This is a genomic window from Pseudonocardia ammonioxydans (assembly GCF_900115005.1).
GTDB lineage: Bacteria > Actinomycetota > Actinomycetes > Mycobacteriales > Pseudonocardiaceae > Pseudonocardia > Pseudonocardia ammonioxydans.
This window is the reverse complement of the sequence record NZ_FOUY01000006.1, coordinates 106,259-129,188: the sequence shown is the minus strand read 5'-3', so window position 1 is coordinate 129,188 and position 22,930 is coordinate 106,259. Positions and strand designations below refer to the sequence as shown.

Genomic DNA, 22,930 nt, shown 5'->3' with positions numbered 1-22,930 from the left:
CAGGAGCTCCTCCATGTCCGAGACCACGTCCCCACCGGACGGCGCCGCCGCCGGGGCCCGGTCCACCGCACCGCTGTCCGCCCGCCGCGCCGCACTGGCCGGTGGGGTCGGGACGCTGATCGAGTACTACGACTTCAGCGTCTACGCCTTCCTCGCGGTCACCCTCGGACCGCTGTTCTTCCCCAGCGACGAGCCCGGCGTCTCGATCCTGCTCACCCTGGCGGTGTTCGGGTCGGCCTACATCATGCGACCCCTCGGTGGCTGGTTCTTCGGCCGGCTCGGCGACCGGCGGGGCCGTAAGCACGCGCTGGTCGTCACGGTGGTCACGATGGGCGCCTTCTCGGGGCTCCTCGGTCTGCTGCCCGACTTCTCGACCGCGGGCGTCCTCGCGCCCGTGCTGCTGGTCCTCGTCCGACTCGCCCAGGGCTTCTCGGCCGGCGGCGAGATCGGTGGGGCCGCGACCTACGTCGCCGAGTCGGCCCCGCCCGGGCGGCGGGGTCTCTACGGCTCGCTGACCCCGGTCGGGTCGACGCTCGGCTTCTCCGTCGCGGCAGCGGTGGTCGGCCTGGTCACCGCGTTCACCACCGCGGAGCAGATGATCGCCTGGGGCTGGCGGGTCCCGTTCCTGATCGCCGTCCCGCTCGCCCTGGTCTGCCTGTGGGTGCGGGTGAAGCTCGAGGACACCGCCGAGTTCGAGGCGATGTCGGAGAAGCGCGAGGTCGTCCGCAGCCCGCTGCTCAGCGTCGTGCGGGAGCGGCCCGGCGCGGTCCTGCGGGTCGTCGGGATCGCGATCGCCATGAACGGCACCGGCTACGTCGGCCTGACCTACTTCAGCACCTACCTGATCCAGACCCAGGGCTTCGACAAGGAGGCCGTCTACTGGGCGTCGGCGATCGGCATCGCCCTGGCGTGTGCGACGTACCCGCTCGCCGGCATGCTCACCGACCGGTACGGACGCAAGCCGGTGCTCCTGGCGGCGTACGCGCTCTACCTGGTACTCGCCTGGCCGGCGTTCGCACTGCTCGGCGCCACGTCGAGCATCGTCGTCGTGACGCTGGTCTACGTCGTCTACATGGCCGTCAACGGGCTGGCCCAGGTGCCGGCGTTCCCGCAGTTCACCGAGCTGTTCCCGCGGCGGGTCCGTTACACCGGCGTCGCGCTGGGCTTCAACATCGGCACGATCCTCGCGGGCGGGACCGCTCCCTACGTGGCGGCGCAGCTCGTGCAGAGCACCGGCAACGCGATGTCGCCGGCGTTCTGGGTGATCGGGGTCGCGCTGATCGGTGTGGTCACCGTCCTGACGCTGCGGGAGACCGGACGGGACCGCCTGCCCGTGTGAGGCCGGGCCCGGGGCCGGGTACAGGCGGCGTGATGGACCGGTTCGACGGCTGGATCTCCGGCCTGGGCACCCACGAGGGGCGACGGGTGGTGGTCGGGCACTGGCCGCGGTCGCCGCTGGGCGCGTTCACCGACGTGATGACCGAGTCCGCCGGCGGGGACCGCCTGCTGCTGGCGCCGTCGGACGAGGTCGCGGCGTTCGTGTCCGCCACGTACACCTTCGACGAGATCCGGGTCGTGCCCGTGACCCACACCGCGAGCGGGGACCGGCGGCAGGTCGTCGCCGGCCCGCTCGAGGTGGCCTGGTGGGTGGGCGCCCGGCCGCCGCTGGGGTGGGCGCTGCGGGCCGTCCCGCCCCGGCTGGCCGCCCACCCCGGCTGGCTCGCCGCGCTCGACCCGGTGGCCCGCCGCGTCCTGCCCGGGGTGCGGACCACCGGCAGCGCCGGGGGCGGGCGCCGCGAGTACTACGGCGCCCGGGACCTGCACCGGATCGTCGACGGCGTCGTCCGGTGGGACGGCGCCGATCTCGGCGGGCTCGCGCCGGTCGCCCCGCCGGTGCGCTTCGGCTTCGGCTCGGCCCCGGCCGCCCCGTCGCACGTGCGGATCACCACCCTGGTGCGGCCTGCCTTGACGTGACACGAGGCCGCCGGTGAAGGTGGCTCCGACAACCGAAGACGGCGGGCGGGGACCCAGGAAGCCGGTGCGAACCCGGCGCGGTCCCGCCACTGTGATCCGGCCGCACCGACCGCGGCCGGGGAGCCAGACACTGCCCCCATCCCGCCGCACCGCCTCCGTCCGGGACGAGGATCCCGAGGAAGGTCCGCCGATGCCGCGCGTCCGCGCCCTGTCGATGCCCGCTCGCCGATCGGCGGGCCCCCGGTGATCCTGCTTCTCTCCACGTCGGACACCGACCTGCTCTCCGCCCGCGCGAGCGGCGCGGACTACCGGCTCGCGAACCCGAACCGGGTGCTGCACGACGAGCTGGCCGCGATGGCCGACGAGGCCGACGTCGTCGTCGTGCGGGTGCTCGGTGGCTACCGGTACTTCGAGGAGGGCCTGGACCTGCTGCGGACCCGGTCCACCCCGCTGGTCTGCCTGGGCGGGGAGATGGCCCCGGACGCCGAGATGATGGAGCTCTCCACCACCTCGGCCGGCATCGCCGCGGAGGCGCACACCTACCTGGCGCAGGGCGGCACCGAGAACCTGGCGCAGCTGCACCGGTTCCTCTCCGACACCGTGCTGCTCACCGGCGAGGGCTTCGAGCCGCCGGTGGAGCTGCCCGAGTGGGGCGTGCTGGAGCGGACGACGGCCGGGGACGACGGGCCGACCGTCGCGGTCCTGTTCTACCGCGCCCAGTACCTGGCCGGGAACACCCGCTACGTCGAGGCGCTCTGCGCGGCGATCGAGGCGAAGGGTGCGCGCCCGCTGCCGATCTGGTGCGCGTCGCTGCGCCAGGCGCCCGCGCAGCTGCTGGAGACGCTGCGCCGGGCCGACGCGATGGTCGTCACGGTGCTCGCCGCCGGCGGCACGAAGCCGGCGTCCGCGCAGGCGGGCGGCGAGGACGAGGAGTGGGACGTCGCCGAGCTCGCCGCGCTCGACGTCCCGATCCTGCAGGGCCTGTGCCTGACCAGCTCGCGTGCCACCTGGGAGGCCAACGACGACGGGCTGTCCCCGCTCGACGTCGCCACCCAGGTTGCCGTCCCCGAGTTCGACGGCCGCCTGATCACCGTGCCGTTCTCGTTCAAGGAGACCGACGACGACGGCCTGTCGGTCTACGTCCCGGACGCCGAGCGCGCCGCCCGGGTCGCCGGGATCGCGGTCAACCACGCGACCCTGCGGCGGGTCCCGAACGCCGACAAGAAGATCGTCCTGATGCTGTCGGCGTACCCGACCAAGCACGCCCGGATCGGCAACGCCGTCGGGCTGGACACCCCGGCGTCGACGATCGCGCTGATCAAGGCGATGGCCGCGGCCGGTTATGACACCGGGGACTTCCCCGGGGTCGCCGACGGCGACGGTGACGCGCTCATGCACGCGCTCATCGAGGCCGGCGGGCAGGACCCGGACTGGCTCTCGGAGGAGAAGCTGGCCGGGAACCCGATCCGGATCTCGGCCGGCTCCTACCGCTCCTGGTTCGAGACGCTGCCGCAGGACTTCCGCGACGAGGTCGAGCAGCACTGGGGCGCCGCACCGGGCGAGCACTACGTCGACCACTCGGTGAACCCGGAGGGCGACATCGTCGTCGCGGCACTGCGCTCGGGCAACGTGACCCTGATGGTGCAGCCGCCGCGCGGGTTCGGCGAGAACCCGGTCGCGATCTACCACGACCCGGACCTGCCGCCGTCGCACCACTACCTGGCCGCCTACCGCTGGCTGGGCGCCCCGGTCGCCGACGGCGGCTTCGGCGCGCACGCGATCGTCCACATCGGAAAGCACGGGAACCTGGAGTGGTTGCCGGGCAAGACGCTGGGGATGTCGGCGTCGTGTGCCACCGATGCCGTGCTCGGTGACCTGCCGATGGTCTACCCGTTCCTGGTCAACGACCCCGGCGAGGGCACCCAGGCCAAGCGGCGCGCACACGCCACCCTGGTCGACCACCTCGTCCCGCCGATGGCCCGCGCCGAGAGCTACGGCGACATCGCGCGCCTGGAGCAGCTGCTCGACGAGCACGCCAACATCTCCGCGCTCGACCCGGCGAAGCTGCCCGCGATCCGCCAGCAGATCTGGACGCTGATGACCGCGGCCCAGATGCACCACGACCTGGGCCTGGAGCAGCGTCCGGACGAGGACGTCTTCGACGACATGCTCATGCACGTCGACGGCTGGCTGTGCGAGATCAAGGACGTCCAGATCCGCGACGGCCTGCACGTGCTCGCGCTGGCCCCGGAGGGGGACACGCGCGTCGACCTCGTGCTCGCCGTGCTGCGGGCCCGGCAGATGTGGGGCGGCGAGCAGTCCGTGCCCGGGCTGCGCCAGGCCCTCGGGCTGGTCGAGGACGGCTCCGAGACCGGCTCGCGCACCGACGCCGTGGAGGCGGTGGCCCGCGCGCTCGTCGCCGGCATGGAGGCCGCCGGCTGGGACGCCGGTGCCGCCCCGGCGGTGCTCGCCGAGCACCCGGCCCTCGCCCCGACGAGCACCGCTCCCGACGCCGCCCTTTCCGGCCCCGAGGGGCACCCCGGTGGCGCCCAGCGCCCCGAGGGTGCCCCTGGGGGCGTCGCGGGGGTGGCGGCGCCGGAAGTCCCGGGGAGCGAGGGTGCCCCTGGGAGCACCGCCGCCGGGACACCCGCGCCGGAGCTTCCGGGCGCCGACCCGGCGGCCGTCGAGGCCGTGCTCCGGTTCGCCGCCGACGAGGTCGTGCCCCGGCTCGACGCCACGGCGCACGAGCTCGACCAGGTCCTGCACGCCCTCGACGGCGGGTTCATCCCGGCCGGACCGTCCGGCTCGCCGCTGCGCGGTCTGGTCAACGTGCTGCCCACCGGCCGCAACTTCTACTCGGTCGACCCGAAGGCGGTCCCGTCGAAGCTGGCCTGGGAGACCGGGCAGGCGATGGCCGAGTCGCTGGTCGAGCGCTACCGCACCGACCACGGCGAGTACCCGCGCTCGGTCGGGCTGTCGGTGTGGGGGACCAGCGCGATGCGGACCTCCGGCGACGACGTCGCCGAGGTGTTCGCGCTGCTCGGCGTCCGCCCGGTGTGGGACGACGCGAGCCGGCGCGTCCGCGACCTCGAGGTGATCGATCTCGAGGAGCTCGGGCGGCCGCGGGTCGACGTCACCGTGCGCATCTCCGGGTTCTTCCGCGACGCGTTCCCGCACGTGCTGGCCCTGCTCGACGACGCCGTCGCCCTCGTCGCGGAGCTCGACGAGACCCCGGAGCAGAACTTCGTCCGCGCCCACGTCGCCGCGGACCGCGAGCGGCACGGCGACGAGCGCCGGGCCCGGACCCGGATCTTCGGTTCCAAGCCGGGCACCTACGGCGCGGGGCTGCTGCAGCTGGTCGACTCCCGCGACTGGCGCGGCGACGCCGACCTCGCCGAGGTCTACTCGACCTGGGGTGGCTACGCCTACGGCCGCGGCCTCGACGGGGTGCCCGCCCGCGACGACATGGAGCACGCCTACCGGCGGATCGCGGTCGCCGCCAAGAACATCGACACCCGCGAGCACGACATCGCCGACTCCGACGACTACTACCAGTACCACGGCGGCATGGTCGCCACGGTGCGCGCGCTGACCGGCTCCGCGCCGGCCGCGTACGTCGGCGACTCGACCCGCCCGGAGTCGGTGCGCACCCGGACCCTGCACGAGGAGACGGCCCGGGTGTTCCGGGCCCGCGTGGTCAACCCGCGCTGGATCACGGCGATGCGCCGGCACGGCTACAAGGGCGCGTTCGAGATGGCCGCGACGGTCGACTACCTGTTCGGCTGGGACGCCACCACCGGCGTCATCGCGGACTGGCAGTACGAGACGCTCACCGCCGAGTACGTGCTCGACCCGGACAACCGCAAGTTCCTCACCGAGTCGAACCCGTGGGCGCTGCACGGCATGGCCGAGCGGCTGCTCGAGGCGGTCGACCGCGGGCTGTGGGAGTCCCCGGAACAGTCCACCCTGGACGCCCTGCGCCAGGCGTACCTGGAGACCGAGGGAGATCTCGAAGAGGGGCCGTGAGTGGTTGTCGCGGTCCTGGCCGCGACAACCACTCACGGGCGTTGGCGGCCCCGGTGCCGGGACGGAAGTCCCTGTCCCCGGCGGGGGTCCGCGCGGACTCTGACGCGCCGGAGCGGAAGGAGCCTGCGATGGACACCGTCGTCGACGAGGTCGCGCCCGACATCTTTCGGCTGAGCACCTACCTGCCGGCGGTGGACCTGCAGTTCAACCAGTTCCTGGTCCGGGCGGAGGAACCGCTGCTGTTCCACACCGGCTACCGGCTGTTGTTCCCCACGATCCGGGACGCCCTGGCCCGGGTGATCGACCCGCTGGCGTTGCGCTGGATCTCGTTCGGCCACGTCGAGGCCGACGAGTGCGGCGCGATGAACGAGTGGCTGTCCGTCGCGCCCTCGGCGCAGGTCGTGCACGGCAGGCTCGGAGTGATGGTCTCGCTCGGCGACCTGGCGGACCGGCCGCCGAGGGCCCTGGCCGAGGGGGAGGTCCTCGACCTGGGCCGGCGCCGGGTCCGGTGGATCGACACCGCGCACGTCCCGCACGGCTGGGACTCGGGGCTGCTGCTGGAGGAGACCACCGGCACCCTGCTGTGCGGGGACCTGTTCACCGCGACGGGCCCCGGCCCGGCCGTCTCCGGCGCCGACCCGGTCGGACCGGCGCTCGCCGCCGAGGACCGGTTCGGAGCGACGGCGCTGACCCCGGGGACCGGGCCGACCATCCGGGCGCTCGCCGCGACCGCACCCACGACGCTCGCCCTCATGCACGGACCCGCCCACACCGGGGACGCGGTGGACGCGCTCGGTGCGCTCGCCGACGCCTACGACGCCCGGCTGCGGGCGGCGCTCGACCGGGCACCGGCCTGAGAAGCCCGCGGCGCCCGCGGTGGACCTACAGCCGCTCCAGCGCCGCGAGCACCGTCGCGGCGTCGGCGCCCAGTGCCTCGTGGACCGCACGTTCCACCGCCGCCACCCGGGGTGCCAGCTCGTCGTGCAACGTCCGGCCGCGATCGGCGAGCAGCACCAGCACCCGGCGGCGGTCGGCGTCGTCGGCCCGCCGGTAGACCAGCCCGCGGTCCGCCAGCCGGTCGACGATCTTGGTCAGGGTCGGTGCGGGCACCATCGCGTGTGCGGCGATCTCCGACATCGGGTGCCCGGCGTCGTCGGCGAGCAGGTGCAGCACCCGCCATGCGTCCAGGCCCGGCCCGTCCGGCGGGCGGACGACCTCGTCGATCCGGCGCTCCACCCGGTACGCGGCGCGACCCAGGGCCACGGCGGCGTCGGCGGCGCCCGTCCCGCAGCTCTCGCGGCGCGACTCGGTGGCGGTCACGGCGGTGGCCTCCAGGAGCGTTCGGGGTAGTGACGCGGTCGCTGTCATCGTAAACACTGTCGTCTTCAACGATGTGGGAGGTGACGCCGGTGGCTGCGCCGACGGGCACGCTGGACGTCGCCTTCGTCGTGCCCCGCAGCGGACCGGCCGGCATCCTCGGGCCCGCCTGCGAGGCCTGCGGTGATCTCGCGGCCGCCGAGCTGAACGCCGACGGCGGTGTCCTCGGCCGCGAGGTCCGGCTGCACCCGGTCGACGGCGGCCGCAGTCCGTCCGAGATCGTCACCGAGGTCACCGGGCTGCTCGACGCGGGCGCCGTCGACGCCGTCAGCGGCTGGCACATCTCCGCGGTCCGCCAGGCGCTCGCCCCGGCCGTCGCCGAGCGGGCGCCCTACGTCTACGCGCCGCTCTACGAGGGCGGCGAGTGCACGCCCGGGGTGTTCCTGACGGGGGAGACCCCGGAGACCCAGGTGCTGCCCGCGCTGCGCTGGATGGCCGCCGAGCTGGGCGTACGGACCTGGTGCGTGGTCGGCAACGACTACGTCTGGCCCCGCGGCTCGGCCCGCGCCGTGCGCCGCTTCGCCCGCACCAGCCCGCACGTGCGGGTGCTCGACGAGGTGTTCGTACCGCTGGGCTGCGAGAGCTTCGACCCGGTGGTCGAGCGCATCCAGCGCTGCGGCGCGCAGGGGGTGCTGATGTTCCTCGTCGGGTCGGACGCGGTCCGGTTCAACCGGGCGTTCGCGGCCTCGGGCGCCGACCGCAGCCGGGTGCGGCTCTCCCCGCTGATGGAGGAGAACATGCTGCTCGCGACGGGGGTCGGCGCCACCCGCGAGCTCTACGCGGCGGCCGGGTACTTCGAGACGCTGGCGACGGCGTCGTCGCTGGAGTTCTCCGGCCGCTACGCCGCCCGCTTCGGGGTGAACGCCCCGGTCCCCGGGGCGCTGGCCGAGTCCTGCTTCGAGGCGATCACCCTGCTCGGCCGGCTCACCGAGCGCGCCGGGTCGGTCGCACCGTCCGCGCTGCTGGGCGTGGCCGAACGGACCGGGTTCGACGGACCGCGCGGCGCGGTGTCGCTGCGGGGCGGGCACCTGCGCCAGAACGTCTACCTCGCCCGCGCCGACGGGCTGTCGTTCGACGTGCTCACCCGGCTCGCTTGACACCGGTCGTGTCCATAGACATATTTCCATCTGACACTACCTCGGAGGTGTCCGTGCCCACCTACACCCACCGCTGCCCGGCGTGCGGCGAGTTCGAGCAGGTCCGTCCGATGGCCGACTCCGGCACCGCGGTGCGCTGCCCGGGGTGCGGCGCGGCCGCGTCGCGGGTGTTCGGCGCGCCGGCCCTGCGGGGAGGCGACCCCGCGATGCGGCGGGCGCTCGACGCCTCCGCCGCCAGTGCCGACGCACCCGCCGTCGTGTCCTCGGTGCCGGGCCGGTCCCGGCGCGCCACCCCCGTCACCCGCGATCCCCGTCACCAGGCGCTGCCGCGCCCGTGAGTGGTTGTCGCGGCCCTGACCGCGATAACCACTCACAACCTCCACGAGGAGTTCCCATGCCCGATGTCGTGTTCACCGTCGACCAGGCGAAGTCCATGCGCGACCAGGCCGTCCCCGGCCACAACCGCTGGCACCCCGACATCCCACCGGCCGTCACCGTCCGCCCGGACACCTCGATCCGCGTCGAGTGTCGCGAGTGGACCGACGGGCAGATCGGGAACAACGACTCCGCGAACGACATCCGCGACGTCGACCTCTCCGGCGCCCACATGCTCTCCGGGCCGATCGCGATCGAGGGCGCCGAGCCGGGCGACCTGCTCGTCGTCGACATCCTCGACCTCGGCCCGGTCCCGCAGGAGACCGGCGACAAGCCGGGCCAGGGCTGGGGCTACACCGGGATCTTCTCCAAGGAGAACGGCGCCGGCTTCCTCACCGACACCTTCCCCGACGCGTACAAGGCCATCTGGGACTTCCGCGGCCAGCAGGCGACCTCGCGGCACATCCCGGGCGTCTCCTACACCGGCATCACCCACCCCGGCCTGTTCGGGACCGCGCCGTCGCACGAGCTGCTGTCGCGGTGGAACGCCCGGGAGCGCGCGCTGATCGCCACCGCACCGGACCGGGTCCCGCCGCTGGCACTGCCCCCGCTGGAGGAGTCCACACTGGCCGGGACGGCCACCGGCGACGTCGCCGCCGCCATCGCCCGCGACGGCGCCCGCACGGTGCCCGCCCGGGAGAACGGCGGCAACCACGACATCAAGAACTTCACCCGGGGCTCGCGGGTGTTCTACCCGGTGCACGTGCCCGGTGCCCTGTTCTCCGGCGGCGACCTGCACTTCTCCCAGGGCGACGGCGAGATCACCTTCTGCGGCGCCATCGAGATGGGCGGGTTCATCGACTTCCACGTCGACCTGATCAAGGGCGGGATGGAGACCTACGGGGTCACCACGAACCCGATCCTGATGCCCGGCAACGTCGAGCCGCGGTACTCGGAGTTCGTCACGTTCATCGGGATCGGCGTCGACCACACCAGCGACACCCAGCTCTACAACGACGCCACCGTGGCCTACCGCAACGCCTGCCTCAACGCGATCACCTACCTGGAGAAGTTCGGCTACTCGGGCCCGCAGGCGTACCTGCTGCTCGGCTCGGCGCCGATCGAGGGCCGGGTCTCGGGCGTGGTCGACATCCCGAACGCGTGCTGCTCGCTCTACCTGCCCACCGCGATCTTCGACGACGACATCCGGCCCTCGGCGGCCGGTCCGGTGCGCAAGGACCGGGGCAGCTGCGCGGTGAGCTCGTGACCCACTACGGCCGGGACGTGCCGTACGAGACGTTCGAGATCCCGGACTTCCGGCTCGCGTGTGGACGGACGCTGCGGCCGGCCCGGGTCGCGTACCGCACCTACGGCACGCTGAACACCGCCAAGGACAACGCGGTCGTGTACCCGACCTGGTACTCGGGCCGGCACTGGGACAACGAGTGGCTGATCGGGGAGGGCAAGGCGCTCGACCCGGCGCGCTGGTTCGTGATCGTGCCGAACATGCTCGGCAACGGCCTGTCGAGCTCGCCGTCGAACTCCCCGCACCCCGCCGACGGCCCGTCCTTCCCGGCCATCCGGGTGATCGACAACGTGAACGCCCAGCACCGCCTGGTCACCGAGCGGTTCGGCGTCTCCACCCTGGCCCTGGTGCTGGGCTGGTCGATGGGCGCGGGCCAGACCTACCAGTGGGCGGTCAGCCACCCGGAGATGGTCCAGCGGATGCTGCCGTTCTGCGGGTCGGCGCGGACGGCGCCGCACAACCAGGTGTTCCTGGACTCGCTGCGGGCCGCGCTGCAGGCCTCGGTCGGCTTCGACGGCGGCCGCTACCCGGCGGAGAGGTGGCCGGTGCAAGGGTTGCGGGCCTTCGCCCGGATCTACGCCGGCTGGGGGTTCTCCCAGGCGTTCTACTGGGACGAGGTGTGGCGGGAACTGGGCTTCGCCTCGCTGGAGGACTTCGCGGTCGGGTTCTGGGAGGCGTTCTTCCTCGACGGGCGGGACCCGAACAACCTGCTCACGATGCTCGACACCTGGTGGCACGGCGACGTCGGCGCGACCCCCGGGTTCACCTCCACCGAGCAGGCGCTGGCGTCGATCCGGGCGAAGGCGATCATCATGCCGGCCGAGAAGGACCTCTACTTCCCGCCGGAGGACGAGGCCTGGGCGGTGTCGCACATGACCAACGGCGCCGAGCTGCGGGTCATCCCCGGAGTGTGGGGGCACTTCGCCGGCGGGGGAGCGAACCCGGTGGACACGGCCTTCATCGACGCCGCCGTGGGGGAGCTGCTGGAGCGGTAGTGCGGCATTCGCCCGTGAGTGGTTATCGCGGTCGGGACCACGACAACCACTCACGAGCCGAGCGCCCAGGACCGCAGCAGCTCGTGCTGTGCCCGCCCGTCCGGCCCGGCGCCCAGCCGGCTGCGCACCAGGTGCAGCTCGCGCGCGGTCCACGCCCGTCCGGCGAACCCGCCGAGCGCGTCGACCGCGGGCCGCAGGTCCGCGCCGTCGCGGGCCCGGGCCAGCGTGAGGTGCGGCCGGTAGGGCCGGTCCTCGACGGCGATCCGGGCGCGGCGGGCGGCGGCCCGCACCGACGCGGCCAGGCGCCGCAGCCGGTCGACGTCGCCGTCCACCCGGGCCCACAGCACCCGCTGCCCGAACCGGCCCGCCCCGGCCAGCGCCAGCGTGCACGGGGCGTGCCGGGCCGCGGCCCGCCCGAGCCGCTCGGTCACGTCGTGGCGGGCGCGGTCGTCGACCTCGCCGAGGAAGGCCAGCGTGAGGTGCCACTGCTCCGGCGGGCTCCACCGCAGCCCGTGGGAGCCGGCGCGGACGGCCGCCGTCGCCGACCGGAGCTCGTCGAGGGCGTCCGGCGGCGGTGTCACCGCGACGAACAACCGCACGGTGTCATGCTCGCACGTCCGCCGGCTGTTCCGGAGCCATGATCGACCGGACAGCCGGGTGGGACGGTGGCGCAGGCCTGAACGGTGTCCGGGCGGGTACCCGCGGGGTGTGACCGAGCCGAACGACCGTCCCGAGGACGATCCGCGCCACCACACGACCCGGCTGCGGGGCCTGCTCGAGCAGCTGGCCGAGCACGCCCGTGCCGACGTCGACAAGGTCGCCGACCCGCGGGCCCAGGGCCTGTTCGCGACCACCGCCGAGGTGTGCCGGGGCCTGGCGACCGCGATGCGGCACTACGAGGACCGCGACCGGGACCCCGGGCCCGGCGGCTCCTGACCGGCCCGCCGGTGCCCGGCGGCACCGGCCGTGTCACGGTGAGAGCGTGCAGCGATCCGAGGACGTGCCACCCGGCCCGGCGGCCGCGGACCTGGAGCGGGCGAGTGACCTGCTGACCCGCGCCGAGCGGATCACCGTCCTGACCGGGGCGGGGGTGTCCACCGACTCGGGCATCCCGGACTTCCGCGGCCCGCAGGGCGTCTGGACGCGCAACCCGGAGGCCGAGCGGCTCTCGACCTACCAGGACTACCGCGACGACCCCGAAGTACGCCGCGAGTCGTGGCGGCAGCGCGCCGCCCACCCGGTGTGGTCCGCGCGCCCCGGGCCCGCGCACGACGCGCTGGTGGCGCTGGAGCGCTCCGGGCGGCTGGTCGCGCTGCTCACCCAGAACATCGACGAGCTGCACCAGGCGGCGGGCTCGTCGCCGCAGCGGGTGCTGGAGCTGCACGGGACGATGCACCACACCGAGTGCCTGTCCTGTGCCGCGCGGGCCCCGATGGCCGAGGCGCTGGAGCGGGTCGCCGCGGGCGAGGTGGACCCGCCGTGCCCGCACTGCGGCGGGATCCTCAAGTCCGCGACGATCTCCTTCGGTCAGGCGCTCGACGTCGAGGTGCTGCGGCGGGCCCGCGACGCCGCGCTGGGCTGCGACGTGCTGCTCGCCGTCGGCACCTCGCTCGGTGTGCACCCGGCCGCCGGCCTGGTCGACGTGGCCGCCGCGGCCCGGGCCGACGTGGTGATCGTCAATGCCGAGCCGACCCCGTACGACGACATCGCGAGCGTCGTCCTGCGGGGCGGGATCGGCGAGGTGCTGCCGCGCATCCTCGGCGGCGCATCCGGCTGACCCCGCGCTCGGGCGCGGGACATCAGGGCCGGATCGTCCCGGACCGCGTCGTCGTGGAACGCCCGCGCCGGCGGGTGCCGAACAGCGAGCCCGACCAGGACACGGTCCGGCTCCGTCCGCGCCGGGACCGGCGCACGCTGTGCCACAACGTCAGCGGGCCGACGCGCCGCCTCCTGCGGTTCCGTGTGGCCATGCCTGCCTCCCGTCCTGCCGTGCTCCGGGCGCCCAACCGTACCTCCGGACGCGGCGCGCCACCGGGGCCGGCGGGCGCTCGCGGTCAGCGCCAGAGACGGCCGGAGGCGATCCGGGCGCCCTCGGCGAGCGCGTCGAACTTGGCCCACATCACGCGGGGCTCGACCTCGGGCCGGTAGGTGGCCTGGGAGGAGAACCCGCAGTCCGCCCCGGCCACCACGTGGTCCCGGCCGACGAGGCGCGCGTAGCGCTCGAGGCGCTCGGCGATCAGCTCCGGGTGCTCGACGATGTTGCTCGCGTCCGTGATCATCCCGGGCATGAGGACCTTGCCGTCCGGCAGCGTGACGTCCTCCCACAGGTGGTACTCGTGCTCGTGCCGGGGGTTGGCGGCCTCGAACGAGTACGTGCGGGCGGCGACGGTCAGCACGAGGTCGACGGTCTCGGCGAACGGCACGTCGAAGACCCGCGCGGGCCCCCGTTGATCGAGTAGCAGTGGAGCGCCTGGTCAGCGCCCTGGTCGGCAACCTCTACGCCGACCACCTGGCCGGTCGGCCGATCGGTGCGGACTGGGCCGCCGACGTCGTGGACGCGGTCCTGCCGGCCTTCCTGCCGGCGTAGGACGCGCGTCCGGTTCCTGCCCGGTCGCGTGCACCCTCCGTTGTTTCCGTCTCGCACGTCCGGGTATTCCGACGGCATGACCGACCTCACAACGATCATCGTCGTGGCGGTGGTGGTGATCGTCGTCCTGGCGCTCGCCGTGACCGCGGCGGCGGTGCTGCGCAGACGACGACGTTCGACGGGGCTGCGTGAGCAGTTCGGGCCCGAGTACGACCGGGCGGTGAGCGGGGCCGACGACCCGCGTGACGCGGAGAAGGAGCTGGAACAGCGCCGGAAGCGGCACCGCTCGCTGAAGCTGCGTGACCTGCAGCCGCGGGAACGGGAGGGGTACCGGCAGCGGTGGGCCCAGGTCCAGCAGAGCTTCGTCGACGACCCGGGAACGGCCGTGCGGGACGCCGACCGGCTCGTCGGGGACGTCATGTCCGCGCGTGGCTACCCGATCGAGGACTTCGACCAGCAGGCGCAGGACCTGTCCGTCGCGTACCCGGTCGTCACCCAGCGCTACCGCGAGGCCCGCACGATCTCGCGCGAGCATGCGGCAGGGAGAGCGGGCACCGAGGATCTGCGGCACGCCGTGACCAGCTACCGGGCCCTGATCGAGGCCCTGCTGGAACCGGGGGACGGGCGGCACGGCCACGGCTCCGGTGATGACGGCTCCCGCGACGGCTCGGGCAACGGCTCCCGTGACGGCCAAAGGCCGGATCGTTCGGAGCCCCCGGCGCAGACGGCACCGCCGCAGCAGGACGAGGGACGACGGGAGACGAGGGCATGAGCGACCGTCCGGGCCGTCGGCAGGAGAGCCGCGCCGCGCGGCTGGCCGGCGAGATCAAGGACCGGCTCGCGGGGCGCAGCGACGCGGAGACCGACGCGGGCTGGGACCGCGACGACGCCCCGGCCGACGCCGAGCGTGACGCCGGCATCGCGGGGCACCCGGACCGGGACCCGCGTGGCGAGGGCGAGCCGCGGCACGCCGCCGCACCGCCCCGTCGGGACGCGCCGCCGCCGGGCCCCCGGGTGCAGCCCGGTGCGCCACCCGGTGGGCAGCCGGCGTCCGACCCGCCGCCCGGTGGGCAGGCGCCCCTTGACGCGCCGCCCGCTGGGCAGGCACCCCCTGACCTGCCGCACGGCGCACAGGCGCAGGCCGGTCCGCCCGGTGGACAGGCGCAGGCCGGTCCGCCCGGTGGGCAGGCGCCGCCCGCTCCGGCAGCCGGTGGGCAGGCGTACCCGCCCGGGGCACCGGCGTCCGGTCATGGCGGTGCCGCCCCGGCGGACGCCGCGCCGGGTGGCGGCATGCCGCCCGGCGCGGCGTCCGGGGTCGCCGCGGGGACGGCCGGGTATGCCGGGGCATCCGGGACCGCACCGGCCGACGCCGGTCCCACGACCGGCCCGGGCCCCACGGGTACGGGCCGTGCGCCCGACCCGGCTGCGGCCGGGCCGGGGACCGCACCGCCGGGCCGGGCCGCCGATCCGGCCACCGGCGCCGCCGACCCGGCCACGGCGACGGGCACCACCCCACCGGCCGGCATGCCGGCGGCCGGCGCCCCGGCCACCAGTGCCGGGGGAGCGGGCGCACCCGGCTCCGGGACACCCCCGGGCGCAGGCGCGCCCGGCACCGGGTCGTCGCTGATCACCCCGGACCGGGCCCGGGACTTCCAGGAGCGCTGGACCGTCCTCAAGGGAGAGTTCGTGGACGAGCCGCGGCGGGCGGTCCACGGCGCGAACGAGCTGGTCGGTGAGGTGCTCGACGAGCTGGAGGCCCTGTTCCGCCACCAGCGCGACGACCTGGAGCAGCAGTTCTCCCGCCAGGACGCGTCCACCGAGGACCTCCGGCAGGCGCTCGGTCGGTACCGGGAGTTCTTCGACCGCCTGCTGTCGTTGTGAGTCACCGGCCCCGCGCGAGGACGCGCGGGGCCGGGGTGGGTAACGATGCCCGGACGGGCCGGGGCCCGCCGATCGTCACCCCAGCGCGGGGACGATCGCCTCGATCAGGTGCGGGCCCGGCTCGTCCCGGGCCCATCGGAGCGCGTCGAGCAGGTCCTCGGTCGTCGTGACCCGCCGCGCCGGCACGCCGAGGCCGGACGCCAGCGACACGAAGTCCGGTGTCGGGTCGGACAGGTCCAGCATCCGTCCGGCCCGCCCGGAGCGGGCGGCCTCCCCGGCCCCGGTGCGGGCCAGCTCGACCCGCAGGATCGAGTACGCCGAGTTGTTGATCAGCACCGTGGTCACGTCGAGCTGCTCGCGGGCCTGGGTCCACAGCGCCTGGACGGTGTAGAGCGCGCTGCCCTCGGCCTGCACCGCCACCACCGGACGCTCCGGGGCGGCGACCGCCGCGCCCACCGCCGCGGGCGGGCCCTGCCCGATCGCGCCGCCGGTCAGCGCGAGCTGGGTGTGCGGGGCCGCGGTCTGCAGGGCCGGGGCCAGCGCCGCCGCGGCGGTCACCGACTCGTCGACCACGATCGCGTTCTCGGGCAGGGCCGCGGCGACCGCGGCGCACAGCGAGCGGACGTCCAGCGGGCCGGGCTCCGGCTCGGGGGCGTCGTGCGGCGCGAGGACGGCGTCGACGGCCGCGGTGCCCGCGCCCGAGACGCGCGGGTCGGCGCCGTCGGCGTCGGAGGCCCCGGCACCCGAGGCGCCCCGGGCTCCGTCGCCCGAGGCCACCGCGGCAGCGAGCTCCTCCAGTGCGGCGGCCGCGTCCGACGAGCCGTCGGCCAGCGGGACGACCGGACACCCGTCGGGCACCAGGTCCCCGGGGACCCCGGGGTAGCCGAAGAACGACACCGGTGCCCGCGCCCCGGCCGTGACCAGCGAGGACGCCCCGTCGAGCTGGGCCAGCGCCTGCTCGGCGAAGTAGCCGAGCTTGTCGGCCCGCGGGCGTCCGGCGCCGGTGTCCCAGCGTCGCGGGAACGTCTCGACCAGTAGCCGGGTGCCGGTCGCCGCGGCGATCCGCCCGGCCGCGGCCATCCCGCGCTCGGTCAGCGCCGGCCCGCCGAGCAGGAGCACCGCGCCGGGAGCACCGACCGCGGACGCCGCGGCCGCGACCCGCGAGGCGTCCGGCGGCTCGGGCGCGGCCGACCGGCGCGGCGGGGCGGGTGCGCCGCCCTCGGACCAGGAGACGTCGGCGGGCAGCACCAGGGTCGCGACCTGACCACCGCGTTCGGAGGTAGCGGCGACCGCCCGCATCGCGTCGTCGGCCACGTCCCGCACGTCGCCCGAGGTGTGCACCCACCCCGACACCGTCCGCGCGACGGCGGTGATGTCGGACTCCAGCGGCGCGTCGTGACGCACGTGGTCGGTCGCGTGCGCGCCCACCACGCAGAGCAGGGGAGTGCCGGCCCGCCGGGCGTTGTGCAGGTTCGCCAGCCCGTTGCCCAGACCCGGCCCCAGGTGCAGCAGCACCGCCGCGGGACGCCCGGCGATCCGGGCGTAGGCGTCGGCGGCGCCCGTCGCGACCCCCTCGAACAGGGTGAGCACGCCGCGCATCTCCGGCACGTCGTCGAGCGCCTGCACGAAGTGCATCTCGGAGGTCCCGGGGTTCATGAAGCAGACGTCGACGCCGGCCCCGACCAGCGACCCGACCAGTGCCTGGGCGCCCCTCACGTGGTCGCCCCCGACCCGTACGCGCACACAACCGTCATCATGATCCCAGTGGACACTGCCCACCCCCGCCCGGAGAACCCCGGGCCCCGAGTTGCGCAGCCCGCCGTGAGGACCGGAAATGGAGTCCCGTGAGCACCGAACCCGACCCGCGCCGCTGGCGGGCGCTGTCCGTCTGCCTGATCGCCGGCTTCATGAGCCTGCTCGACGTCAGCATCGTCAACGTCGCGCTGCCGTCGATGCAGTCCGGGCTCGACGCCTCGGCCGCGCAGGTGTCGTGGGTGGTGTCGGGCTATGCGCTCACGTTCGGCCTGGTCCTCGTCGCGGCCGGCCGGCTCGGCGACGACCGCGGCCGTCGCCGGATGTTCCTGCTCGGCCTGGGCCTGTTCGTCCTGACCAGCGCCGCGGCCGGGCTCGCCCCGACGGCCGAGGTGCTGGTCGTGGTGCGGCTGCTGCAGGGCGTGGCGGCGGGGCTGCTCTCCCCGCAGGTCGTCGGGTTCATCCAGGACCTGTTCCAGGGCCCGGAGCGGGGCACTGCGTTCGGGCTGTTCGGCGCCGTCGTCGGCATCTCGACCGCGATCGGTCCGCTGCTCGGCGGCCTGCTGCTGGCCTGGGCCGGGGACGCAGGCGGCTGGCGGTGGGTGTTCTTCGTGAACATCCCGATCGGGGTGCCCGCCCTGGTGTGCGCGGCGCGGCTGCTGCCGCCCGACGGCGTGCGGACGGCCGGACGGCGCCCGCTGGACCTGGTGGGGACGCTGCTGCTCGGCACCGGGGTGGTCGGCCTGATGCTGCCCCTGGTGCTCGCCGAGCGGGACCCGGCGGCGGCCCCGTGGTGGCTGCTCGCCGTCTCGGTGGCCGCCCTGGCCGGCTTCGTGGCCTGGGAGCGGCGCGCCAAGCGGACCCACGGCCACCCGCTGATCGACTTCACGTTGCTGCGGACCCGCAGCTACGCCGTCGGAGCCACCCTCGGCATGACCTACTTCGCCGGGTTCACCTCGATCTTCTTCGTGCTCACGCTCTACCTGCAGAACGGCCTGGGCTACACCCCGCTGCAGACCGGTCTCGTGCTGACGCCGTTCGCGATCGGCTCCGCGGTCACCTCCGCGCTCGGCGGTCGGCTGGTGTCGCGGTTCGGGCAGCCGATGGTCGTCACCGGGCTCGCGGTCGTGCTCGCCGGGCTGGTGGCCACCGACGCCGTCCTCGGGGTGACCGCGGGCAGCCCGATGACCGGGCTCGCCATCGCGGGGCCGCTGCTGCTCGCCGGGGCCGGGGGCGGACTGGTCATCGCGCCGAACCAGACGATCGCGCTCTCCGAGATCCCGCCCAGCTCCGGCGGCACCGCGGGCGGCGTGCTGCAGACCGGCCAGCGGATCGGCACCGCGATCGGGCTGTCCGCGGTCGGCGCGGTCTTCTTCGGGCGCCTGACCGCGACCGGGGACTGGGCCTCCGCGATCACCCACGGCCTGGTCATCACGGTCGGACTGGTCGGGCTCGCCCTGGTCCTCGGGATCGTCGACCTGGTGGCGGCCCGCCGGCGGCCCCGGATGCCGGCCGGTGAGGGCCCTCCGGTGGGGACGACCGGGCCGACTGGCGGGGACTGACGGCGGACACGTCGGCGGCCCGGCCGGCCCCGCCGTCCGGACCGGTGCGGTGCGGTGCGGTGCGGGCGGCTTTTCACCCGCGCCGGGGCCGGGGCGCCAGCACACCGGCGACCAGCAGCACGACCAGCCCGGCGAGCGGCACGACCAGCAGCCCGACCCGCAGTTCGGTCGCGTCCGCGATCACCCCGACCACCGGCGGCGAGGCCAGGAACCCGACCCGCATCAGCCAGGTGACGACCGTCAGGCCCGTGCCGGGGGCCAGGCCCGGGAGCCGGTCCGCGGCCGTCATCGCCGCCGGGACCAGCGTCGCCACGCCGAATCCGGCCGCGCCGAACCCGGCCACGGTGGTCGGCACGCTCGGGAACGCCAACGCCGAGCCCATCCCGACGAGCACCAGCGCACCGCCGGCCCGTGCCACCGCACGCTGGCCGAACCGGTCGACCATCCGGTCGCCCACCAGCCGGCCGACGAACTGGCAGCCCTGCAGGGCGACGAACCCCAGACCGGCCACGGCCGCGGCCGCACCGAGCCCCTGCAGGTACACCGCGGCCCAGGTGGCGCCGGAGTCCTCGACGACCGTCCCGGAGTTCGCGATCACGCCGAACACGCCCAGGAGCAGGACCGTCCGCAGTCCGAGCCCGGCCCAGGGGCGCCGCGGTGCGGGCCGGTCGGCGTCGTCCCCGGCCCGTTCGGTGTCCCTGACCCGTTCGGTGTCCCCGTCCCGTTCGGTGCCCTCCGGTCCGGGCAGCAGCAGCGGGTGGACCGACACCGCGATCAGCACCGACAGCAGCGAGGACAGGCCGAGGTGCAGCGCGAGCGGCATCGCGATCCCGGCCGCCGCGGAGCCCATGATGCCGCCGGCGACCGCGCCGACCGACCACAGCGCGTGGAACGAGTTGAGGATCGAGCGGCCGTAGCGGCGCTGCACGCGCAGGCCGTGCGCGTTCTGCGCGACGTCGACGACCGCGTCCGCGGCCCCGACCAGGAACATCGCGGCGGCGAAGAGCCCCCACGACGGTGCGAACGCGACCAGCACCACGCCGGCCGCGATCGCCGCCATGCCGAACGAGGCGACCCGCGAGGAGCGGAACCGGGCGATCAGTGCGCCCGCGGTCAGGCCGGCGAGCAGCGCGCCGAACGGCATCGCCGCCACGGCGACGCCGAGCTGGGCGTTGCTCAGCCCGAGGTCGTCCTTGATCTGCGGGAACCGGGGGAGCAGGTTGGCGTAGACGAGCCCGTTGGTGAGGAACACCAGGCCGACGCCGGACCGCGCCCGCCGTTCGGTCCGGCCCGGCAGCGTCGTACGTTCCGTCACGGATCTCCATGATGCCCCACGGCCGGTGTCCGGGCGCGGGCCGTGACCGGGCGTCAGCCGCGCAGGGAGTGCAGCCGTCCGGCGGTGCGCAGGGCGCCGGACATCCCCTTGTAGGCACCGCTGCGGGCGGTGTCGCGCAGGGAGCGCAGCTGGGCGCGCCGCTCGCGGCCCGCGCCGCTCCAGCCCAGCAGCGAACGACCCCACGAGTCGCGCGCGAGCTCGCGGGTGCCCGCCTCGCGCGCGAGCAGCGCCCAGCGGTCCCCGAAGTCGTCCAGGCCGTCGCGGTAGGCGAACACCGCGGGCCGGATGTAGGCCATGCCCGGATGCTGGCGGCGCATCGCCGGCGCGTACTCGGCGATCACCTTGTCCAGGCACTCGAAGCGGCGACGGCGGTTCGAGCTGATCGACCCGGTCCGCATCAGCCGCATGTCGAGCAGGTAGCGGCGGGTGCCCCACATCAACGGGTAGTGCGAACCGGCCGCGATCCGCAGCCACATCTCGAAGTCGACGGCCGAGGGCAGCGACGAGTCGAAACCGCCGACCTGGTCGAAGCAGGCCCGGCGGATCATCAGCGAGCTGCCGTTGTGCGGCGGGTTGTTCTCGACGAGCTGGCGGTCGAGGTCGATCCGGCCCGACGGCTGCCAGCGCAGCGCCACGACCTGCCCGCTCTCGAGCATGACCCGGGTGTGGCAGTAGGCCATCCCGACCCCGGGCGGGGCGGTGTGCAGGGTCTCGAGCATGTGCCGCAGGAACTGCGGGTGCCAGCGGTCGTCGCCGTCGAGGAACGCCACGAACGGCGCGGCGCTCTCCGCGAGCGCGCGGTTGCGCGCGGCACCCGATCCGCCGTTCTCGACCTGGATCAGCCGGATCCGGGAATCGCGTTCGGCCCGGGAACGCACGACCTCGGCCGTGTCGTCGGTGGAACCGTCGTCGACGACCACGTACTCGAAACGGGTCTCGGTCTGTGCGAGGACGGAGTCGATGGCCTCGCCGATCCACGGCCCCACGTTGTAGGCCGGCGTGATCACCGTCACGAGAACGCTGCTGTTCCGCACGAGCGGCACGCTATCAAGCCCCCTTCCGGGTGTGCGCGCGGAGTGCGATCGGTTCCGGAGAGGGTGACGCCGGACGGTCGGACGCCGGCGCTGCCCCGACCGTGTGATCGTCGCCGGTGAACCGGAACCGCTCCGGATTCGAAGGGTTGCGGGGGCCTCGGTACCTGTGGGTCACGACGATGTTGCGTTCCGTGCTCGGTCCGGAGATGCGACCGGGGGTCGGGAAGGGCGCTGCACTATTCTCCGGGAATGTCGTTCGACGCCCGGGTGATGCTGTCCCGACGGCTCCGATTCCTGCCTCATCGCGCGTTCGCGATGCTGCATCACCTGTTGTTCCAGGGTGAGTTCACGACGTTCCGGAATCCGCGGACCTACGCCCAGCTCCTGGCGCGGAAGAACCTCGGCGAGCAGTCCGAGCTGGTGCACGTCACGGCGGACAAGTACCGGGTGCGCGAGCACGTCGCCGACCGGATCGGGGCCGAGCACCTCATTCCGCTGATCCAGGTCGTCGAGCGGGCCGAGGAGCTCGACCTCGAGACCCCGCAGGGCCCCTACGTCGTCAAGGGCACGCACGGCTGCGACATGACGATCCTGGTCCCGCACCCGGCCGCCGCGGACCACGCGCGGATCCGTTCGACGGTCGCCCGCTGGCTGCGCACCGACTTCTTCACCCACGGCTGGCGGGAGCGGCCCTACGAGGGGCTCACCCCGCGCGCGGTCGTCGAGGAGTACCTGGGCGACGGCAGCAAGCCGCCCGCGGACTACAAGTTCTTCGTGTTCCACGGCGAGCCGACGATGGTCGTCGTCGACCAGGACCGGTTCGTCGCGCACACCTCGACGATGCTGCACCCGGACTGGGTGCCGTTCCGGATCTCCGGCCGGTTCGGGCAGGCCGACGCGCTGCCGGAGCGGCCGGCCTCCTACGACCGGATGCTCGAGATCGCGCGGACGCTGGGCAAGGACTTCACCTTCGCCCGGGTCGACCTCTACGACGTCGACGGCCACGTCTACTTCGGCGAGATCACGCACAACCCGGGCGGGGGCCTGGTCCGGCTGCGCCCGCGCGCCTTCGACCGCGCGCTGGGCGAGCTCTGGCGCCACGGCACCCCGATCCCGGAGCGCTTCATCGACCGGGAGCGGACCCTCCGCTGACCCCGTCCGCCCGGCCGTTCCCGGCCGGGCCGGGGCCCTCCCACACCGGTGGTGCGAGCACCCCGCCCATCCGGTCCAGCTCGTCGCGGTGCAGGGCGCTGAGCCTGCCGAGGACCTGCTCGCCGTGCGCGGTGAGCCCGACCCGCACGGCCCGGGCGTCCTCCGGGTCGGGGGTGCGCTGCACCAGCTCCTGGGTCTGGGCCCGGTTGACCAGCTCGACGGTGCTGTGGTGGCGCAGCTGCAGCCGGTCGGCCAGCTCCCCGACGCTCGCCCAGTCGCGGGCGGGGAACCCCTTGAGCGCGAGCAGCAGCTGGTACTGCTGTGGGGTCAGCCCGTGCCGGCGCACGATCACCTCGCTGAAGCGCAGGTAGCGCCGGATCCCGAACCGGAAGCGGGCCAGCGCTTCGAAGTCCTGTTTCGTCAAGGGTTTCGGATCGTCCTGCCGGGGCACCCGTCCAGTCTGCGTCACCGGCCCG

The 22,930-nt window shown here is 74.6% G+C and carries 22 protein-coding genes and 1 riboswitch; of the genes, 15 read left to right on the top strand and 7 right to left on the bottom strand.

Going from position 1 to position 22,930, the window contains the following annotated elements; genetic code table 11:
* Positions 1-13 precede the first annotated feature (13 nt).
* From BM093_RS08320 to BM093_RS08305, 4 genes are all read left to right on the top strand, one after another.
* On the top strand, positions 14-1,339 hold the full coding sequence (locus BM093_RS08320; RefSeq protein ID WP_093339824.1) for an MFS transporter: 1,326 nt from the start codon (positions 14-16) through the stop codon (positions 1,337-1,339).
* Between the two features lie 32 nt (positions 1,340-1,371).
* Positions 1,372-1,974 carry a hypothetical protein gene (locus BM093_RS08315; protein WP_093340114.1) on the top strand — a complete coding sequence of 201 codons (603 nt, stop codon included), beginning with the start codon at positions 1,372-1,374 and terminating at the stop codon, positions 1,972-1,974.
* A gap of 54 nt (positions 1,975-2,028) precedes the next feature.
* Positions 2,029-2,107, top strand: a riboswitch (cobalamin riboswitch).
* Positions 2,108-2,217: 110 nt separating this feature from the next.
* A complete protein-coding gene (cobN, locus tag BM093_RS08310) occupies positions 2,218-6,000 on the top strand; it encodes a cobaltochelatase subunit CobN (RefSeq protein WP_093339821.1) in 3,783 nt (1,260 codons plus the stop codon).
* A 128-nt stretch (positions 6,001-6,128) separates the two neighbouring features.
* Positions 6,129-6,857: an oxygen-binding di-iron domain-containing protein gene (locus tag BM093_RS08305; protein WP_093339818.1), complete on the top strand. Its 729-nt coding sequence runs from the start codon at positions 6,129-6,131 to the stop codon at positions 6,855-6,857.
* Positions 6,858-6,882: 25 nt separating this feature from the next.
* Here BM093_RS08305 and BM093_RS08300 read toward each other — a convergent pair whose 3' ends face one another.
* Entirely contained in the window at positions 6,883-7,368 is a 486-nt protein-coding gene (locus tag BM093_RS08300; protein ID WP_093339814.1) for a MarR family winged helix-turn-helix transcriptional regulator, read from the bottom strand.
* 23 nt (positions 7,369-7,391) lie between these two features.
* Here BM093_RS08300 and BM093_RS08295 point away from each other — a divergent pair, with 23 nt between their 5' ends.
* The 4 genes from BM093_RS08295 to BM093_RS08280 are packed head-to-tail and all read left to right on the top strand — an operon-like array spanning position 7,392 to position 11,150.
* Complete coding sequence (locus BM093_RS08295; protein WP_093339810.1) at positions 7,392-8,474, top strand: substrate-binding domain-containing protein; 1,083 nt, start codon at positions 7,392-7,394, stop codon at positions 8,472-8,474.
* Positions 8,475-8,527: 53 nt separating this feature from the next.
* On the top strand, positions 8,528-8,812 hold the full coding sequence (locus BM093_RS08290; protein ID WP_093339805.1) for an FmdB family zinc ribbon protein: 285 nt from the start codon (positions 8,528-8,530) through the stop codon (positions 8,810-8,812).
* A gap of 56 nt (positions 8,813-8,868) precedes the next feature.
* Positions 8,869-10,116, top strand: coding sequence for a formamidase (gene fmdA / locus BM093_RS08285; RefSeq protein WP_093339800.1), 1,248 nt, complete (start codon positions 8,869-8,871; stop codon positions 10,114-10,116).
* A complete protein-coding gene (locus tag BM093_RS08280; protein ID WP_093339795.1) occupies positions 10,113-11,150 on the top strand; it encodes an alpha/beta fold hydrolase in 1,038 nt (345 codons plus the stop codon). Before fmdA ends, BM093_RS08280 begins: the two co-directional genes overlap by 4 nt.
* Before the next feature lie 50 nt (positions 11,151-11,200).
* Here the strand turns inward: BM093_RS08280 and thpR are convergent, their stop codons facing one another.
* The gene (gene thpR, locus BM093_RS08275; protein WP_093339791.1) at positions 11,201-11,749 is read right to left on the bottom strand and encodes an RNA 2',3'-cyclic phosphodiesterase; all 549 of its coding nucleotides are present in this window, start codon (positions 11,747-11,749) and stop codon (positions 11,201-11,203) included.
* A gap of 109 nt (positions 11,750-11,858) precedes the next feature.
* On the opposite strand from thpR, the gene BM093_RS08270 reads away from it, so the two are divergent.
* Together BM093_RS08270 and BM093_RS08265 are read left to right on the top strand one after the other, a co-directional pair.
* Entirely contained in the window at positions 11,859-12,086 is a 228-nt protein-coding gene (locus BM093_RS08270) for a hypothetical protein (protein ID WP_093339788.1), read from the top strand.
* Between the two features lie 46 nt (positions 12,087-12,132).
* The gene (locus BM093_RS08265) at positions 12,133-12,927 is read left to right on the top strand and encodes an SIR2 family NAD-dependent protein deacylase (protein ID WP_425439122.1); all 795 of its coding nucleotides are present in this window, start codon (positions 12,133-12,135) and stop codon (positions 12,925-12,927) included.
* A gap of 277 nt (positions 12,928-13,204) precedes the next feature.
* Here BM093_RS08265 and BM093_RS08260 read toward each other — a convergent pair whose 3' ends face one another.
* The gene (locus tag BM093_RS08260) at positions 13,205-13,573 is read right to left on the bottom strand and encodes a uroporphyrinogen decarboxylase/cobalamine-independent methonine synthase family protein (RefSeq protein ID WP_177238336.1); all 369 of its coding nucleotides are present in this window, start codon (positions 13,571-13,573) and stop codon (positions 13,205-13,207) included.
* Between the two features lie 38 nt (positions 13,574-13,611).
* Here BM093_RS08260 and BM093_RS37875 point away from each other — a divergent pair, with 38 nt between their 5' ends.
* From BM093_RS37875 to BM093_RS08250, 3 genes are all read left to right on the top strand, one after another.
* Positions 13,612-13,737 carry a hypothetical protein gene (locus tag BM093_RS37875; RefSeq protein ID WP_281248697.1) on the top strand — a complete coding sequence of 42 codons (126 nt, stop codon included), beginning with the start codon at positions 13,612-13,614 and terminating at the stop codon, positions 13,735-13,737.
* 76 nt (positions 13,738-13,813) lie between these two features.
* Positions 13,814-14,509, top strand: coding sequence for a hypothetical protein (locus BM093_RS08255; RefSeq protein ID WP_177238335.1), 696 nt, complete (start codon positions 13,814-13,816; stop codon positions 14,507-14,509).
* Complete coding sequence (locus BM093_RS08250; protein ID WP_093339783.1) at positions 14,506-15,618, top strand: hypothetical protein; 1,113 nt, start codon at positions 14,506-14,508, stop codon at positions 15,616-15,618. The genes BM093_RS08255 and BM093_RS08250 overlap by 4 nt, the downstream gene beginning before the upstream one ends.
* Positions 15,619-15,693: 75 nt before the next feature.
* Here the strand turns inward: BM093_RS08250 and BM093_RS08245 are convergent, their stop codons facing one another.
* Positions 15,694-17,334: an acetolactate synthase large subunit gene (locus BM093_RS08245; protein ID WP_093340110.1), complete on the bottom strand. Its 1,641-nt coding sequence runs from the start codon at positions 17,332-17,334 to the stop codon at positions 15,694-15,696.
* Between the two features lie 128 nt (positions 17,335-17,462).
* On the opposite strand from BM093_RS08245, the gene BM093_RS08240 reads away from it, so the two are divergent.
* Positions 17,463-18,932, top strand: a complete 1,470-nt coding sequence (locus tag BM093_RS08240) for an MFS transporter (protein ID WP_281248696.1) — start codon at positions 17,463-17,465, stop codon at positions 18,930-18,932.
* A 73-nt stretch (positions 18,933-19,005) separates the two neighbouring features.
* Here the strand turns inward: BM093_RS08240 and BM093_RS08235 are convergent, their stop codons facing one another.
* Together BM093_RS08235 and BM093_RS08230 are read right to left on the bottom strand one after the other, a co-directional pair.
* Positions 19,006-20,247 (bottom strand): MFS transporter, encoded by a 1,242-nt coding sequence (locus tag BM093_RS08235; RefSeq protein ID WP_093339780.1) that lies wholly within the window; start codon positions 20,245-20,247, stop codon positions 19,006-19,008.
* Between the two features lie 53 nt (positions 20,248-20,300).
* Positions 20,301-21,302 (bottom strand): glycosyltransferase family 2 protein, encoded by a 1,002-nt coding sequence (locus BM093_RS08230; RefSeq protein WP_177238334.1) that lies wholly within the window; start codon positions 21,300-21,302, stop codon positions 20,301-20,303.
* 249 nt (positions 21,303-21,551) lie between these two features.
* Between BM093_RS08230 and BM093_RS08225 the strand changes: the two genes are divergently transcribed.
* Positions 21,552-22,454 carry an ATP-grasp fold amidoligase family protein gene (locus tag BM093_RS08225; protein ID WP_093339774.1) on the top strand — a complete coding sequence of 301 codons (903 nt, stop codon included), beginning with the start codon at positions 21,552-21,554 and terminating at the stop codon, positions 22,452-22,454.
* On the opposite strand, the gene BM093_RS08220 is transcribed toward BM093_RS08225, so the two are convergent.
* On the bottom strand, positions 22,426-22,878 hold the full coding sequence (locus BM093_RS08220) for a MarR family winged helix-turn-helix transcriptional regulator (protein ID WP_245773377.1): 453 nt from the start codon (positions 22,876-22,878) through the stop codon (positions 22,426-22,428). The genes BM093_RS08225 and BM093_RS08220 overlap by 29 nt on opposite strands.
* Positions 22,879-22,930 lie beyond the last annotated feature (52 nt).

Bases quoted from the DNA above. Each gene is read 5' to 3' on its own strand.
- BM093_RS08320 (WP_093339824.1), top strand. From the start codon at position 14: ATGTCCGAGACCACGTCCCCACCGGACGGCGCCGCCGCCGGGGCCCGG.
- BM093_RS08300 (WP_093339814.1), bottom strand. From the start codon at position 7,368: ATGACAGCGACCGCGTCACTACCCCGAACGCTCCTGGAGGCCACCGCC.
- BM093_RS08305 (WP_093339818.1), top strand. From the start codon at position 6,129: ATGGACACCGTCGTCGACGAGGTCGCGCCCGACATCTTTCGGCTGAGC.
- BM093_RS08315 (WP_093340114.1), top strand. From the start codon at position 1,372: ATGGACCGGTTCGACGGCTGGATCTCCGGCCTGGGCACCCACGAGGGG.
- BM093_RS08255 (WP_177238335.1), top strand. From the start codon at position 13,814: ATGACCGACCTCACAACGATCATCGTCGTGGCGGTGGTGGTGATCGTC.
- BM093_RS08250 (WP_093339783.1), top strand. From the start codon at position 14,506: ATGAGCGACCGTCCGGGCCGTCGGCAGGAGAGCCGCGCCGCGCGGCTG.
- BM093_RS08225 (WP_093339774.1), top strand. From the start codon at position 21,552: ATGTCGTTCGACGCCCGGGTGATGCTGTCCCGACGGCTCCGATTCCTG.
- fmdA (WP_093339800.1), top strand. From the start codon at position 8,869: ATGCCCGATGTCGTGTTCACCGTCGACCAGGCGAAGTCCATGCGCGAC.
- BM093_RS08295 (WP_093339810.1), top strand. From the start codon at position 7,392: ATGTGGGAGGTGACGCCGGTGGCTGCGCCGACGGGCACGCTGGACGTC.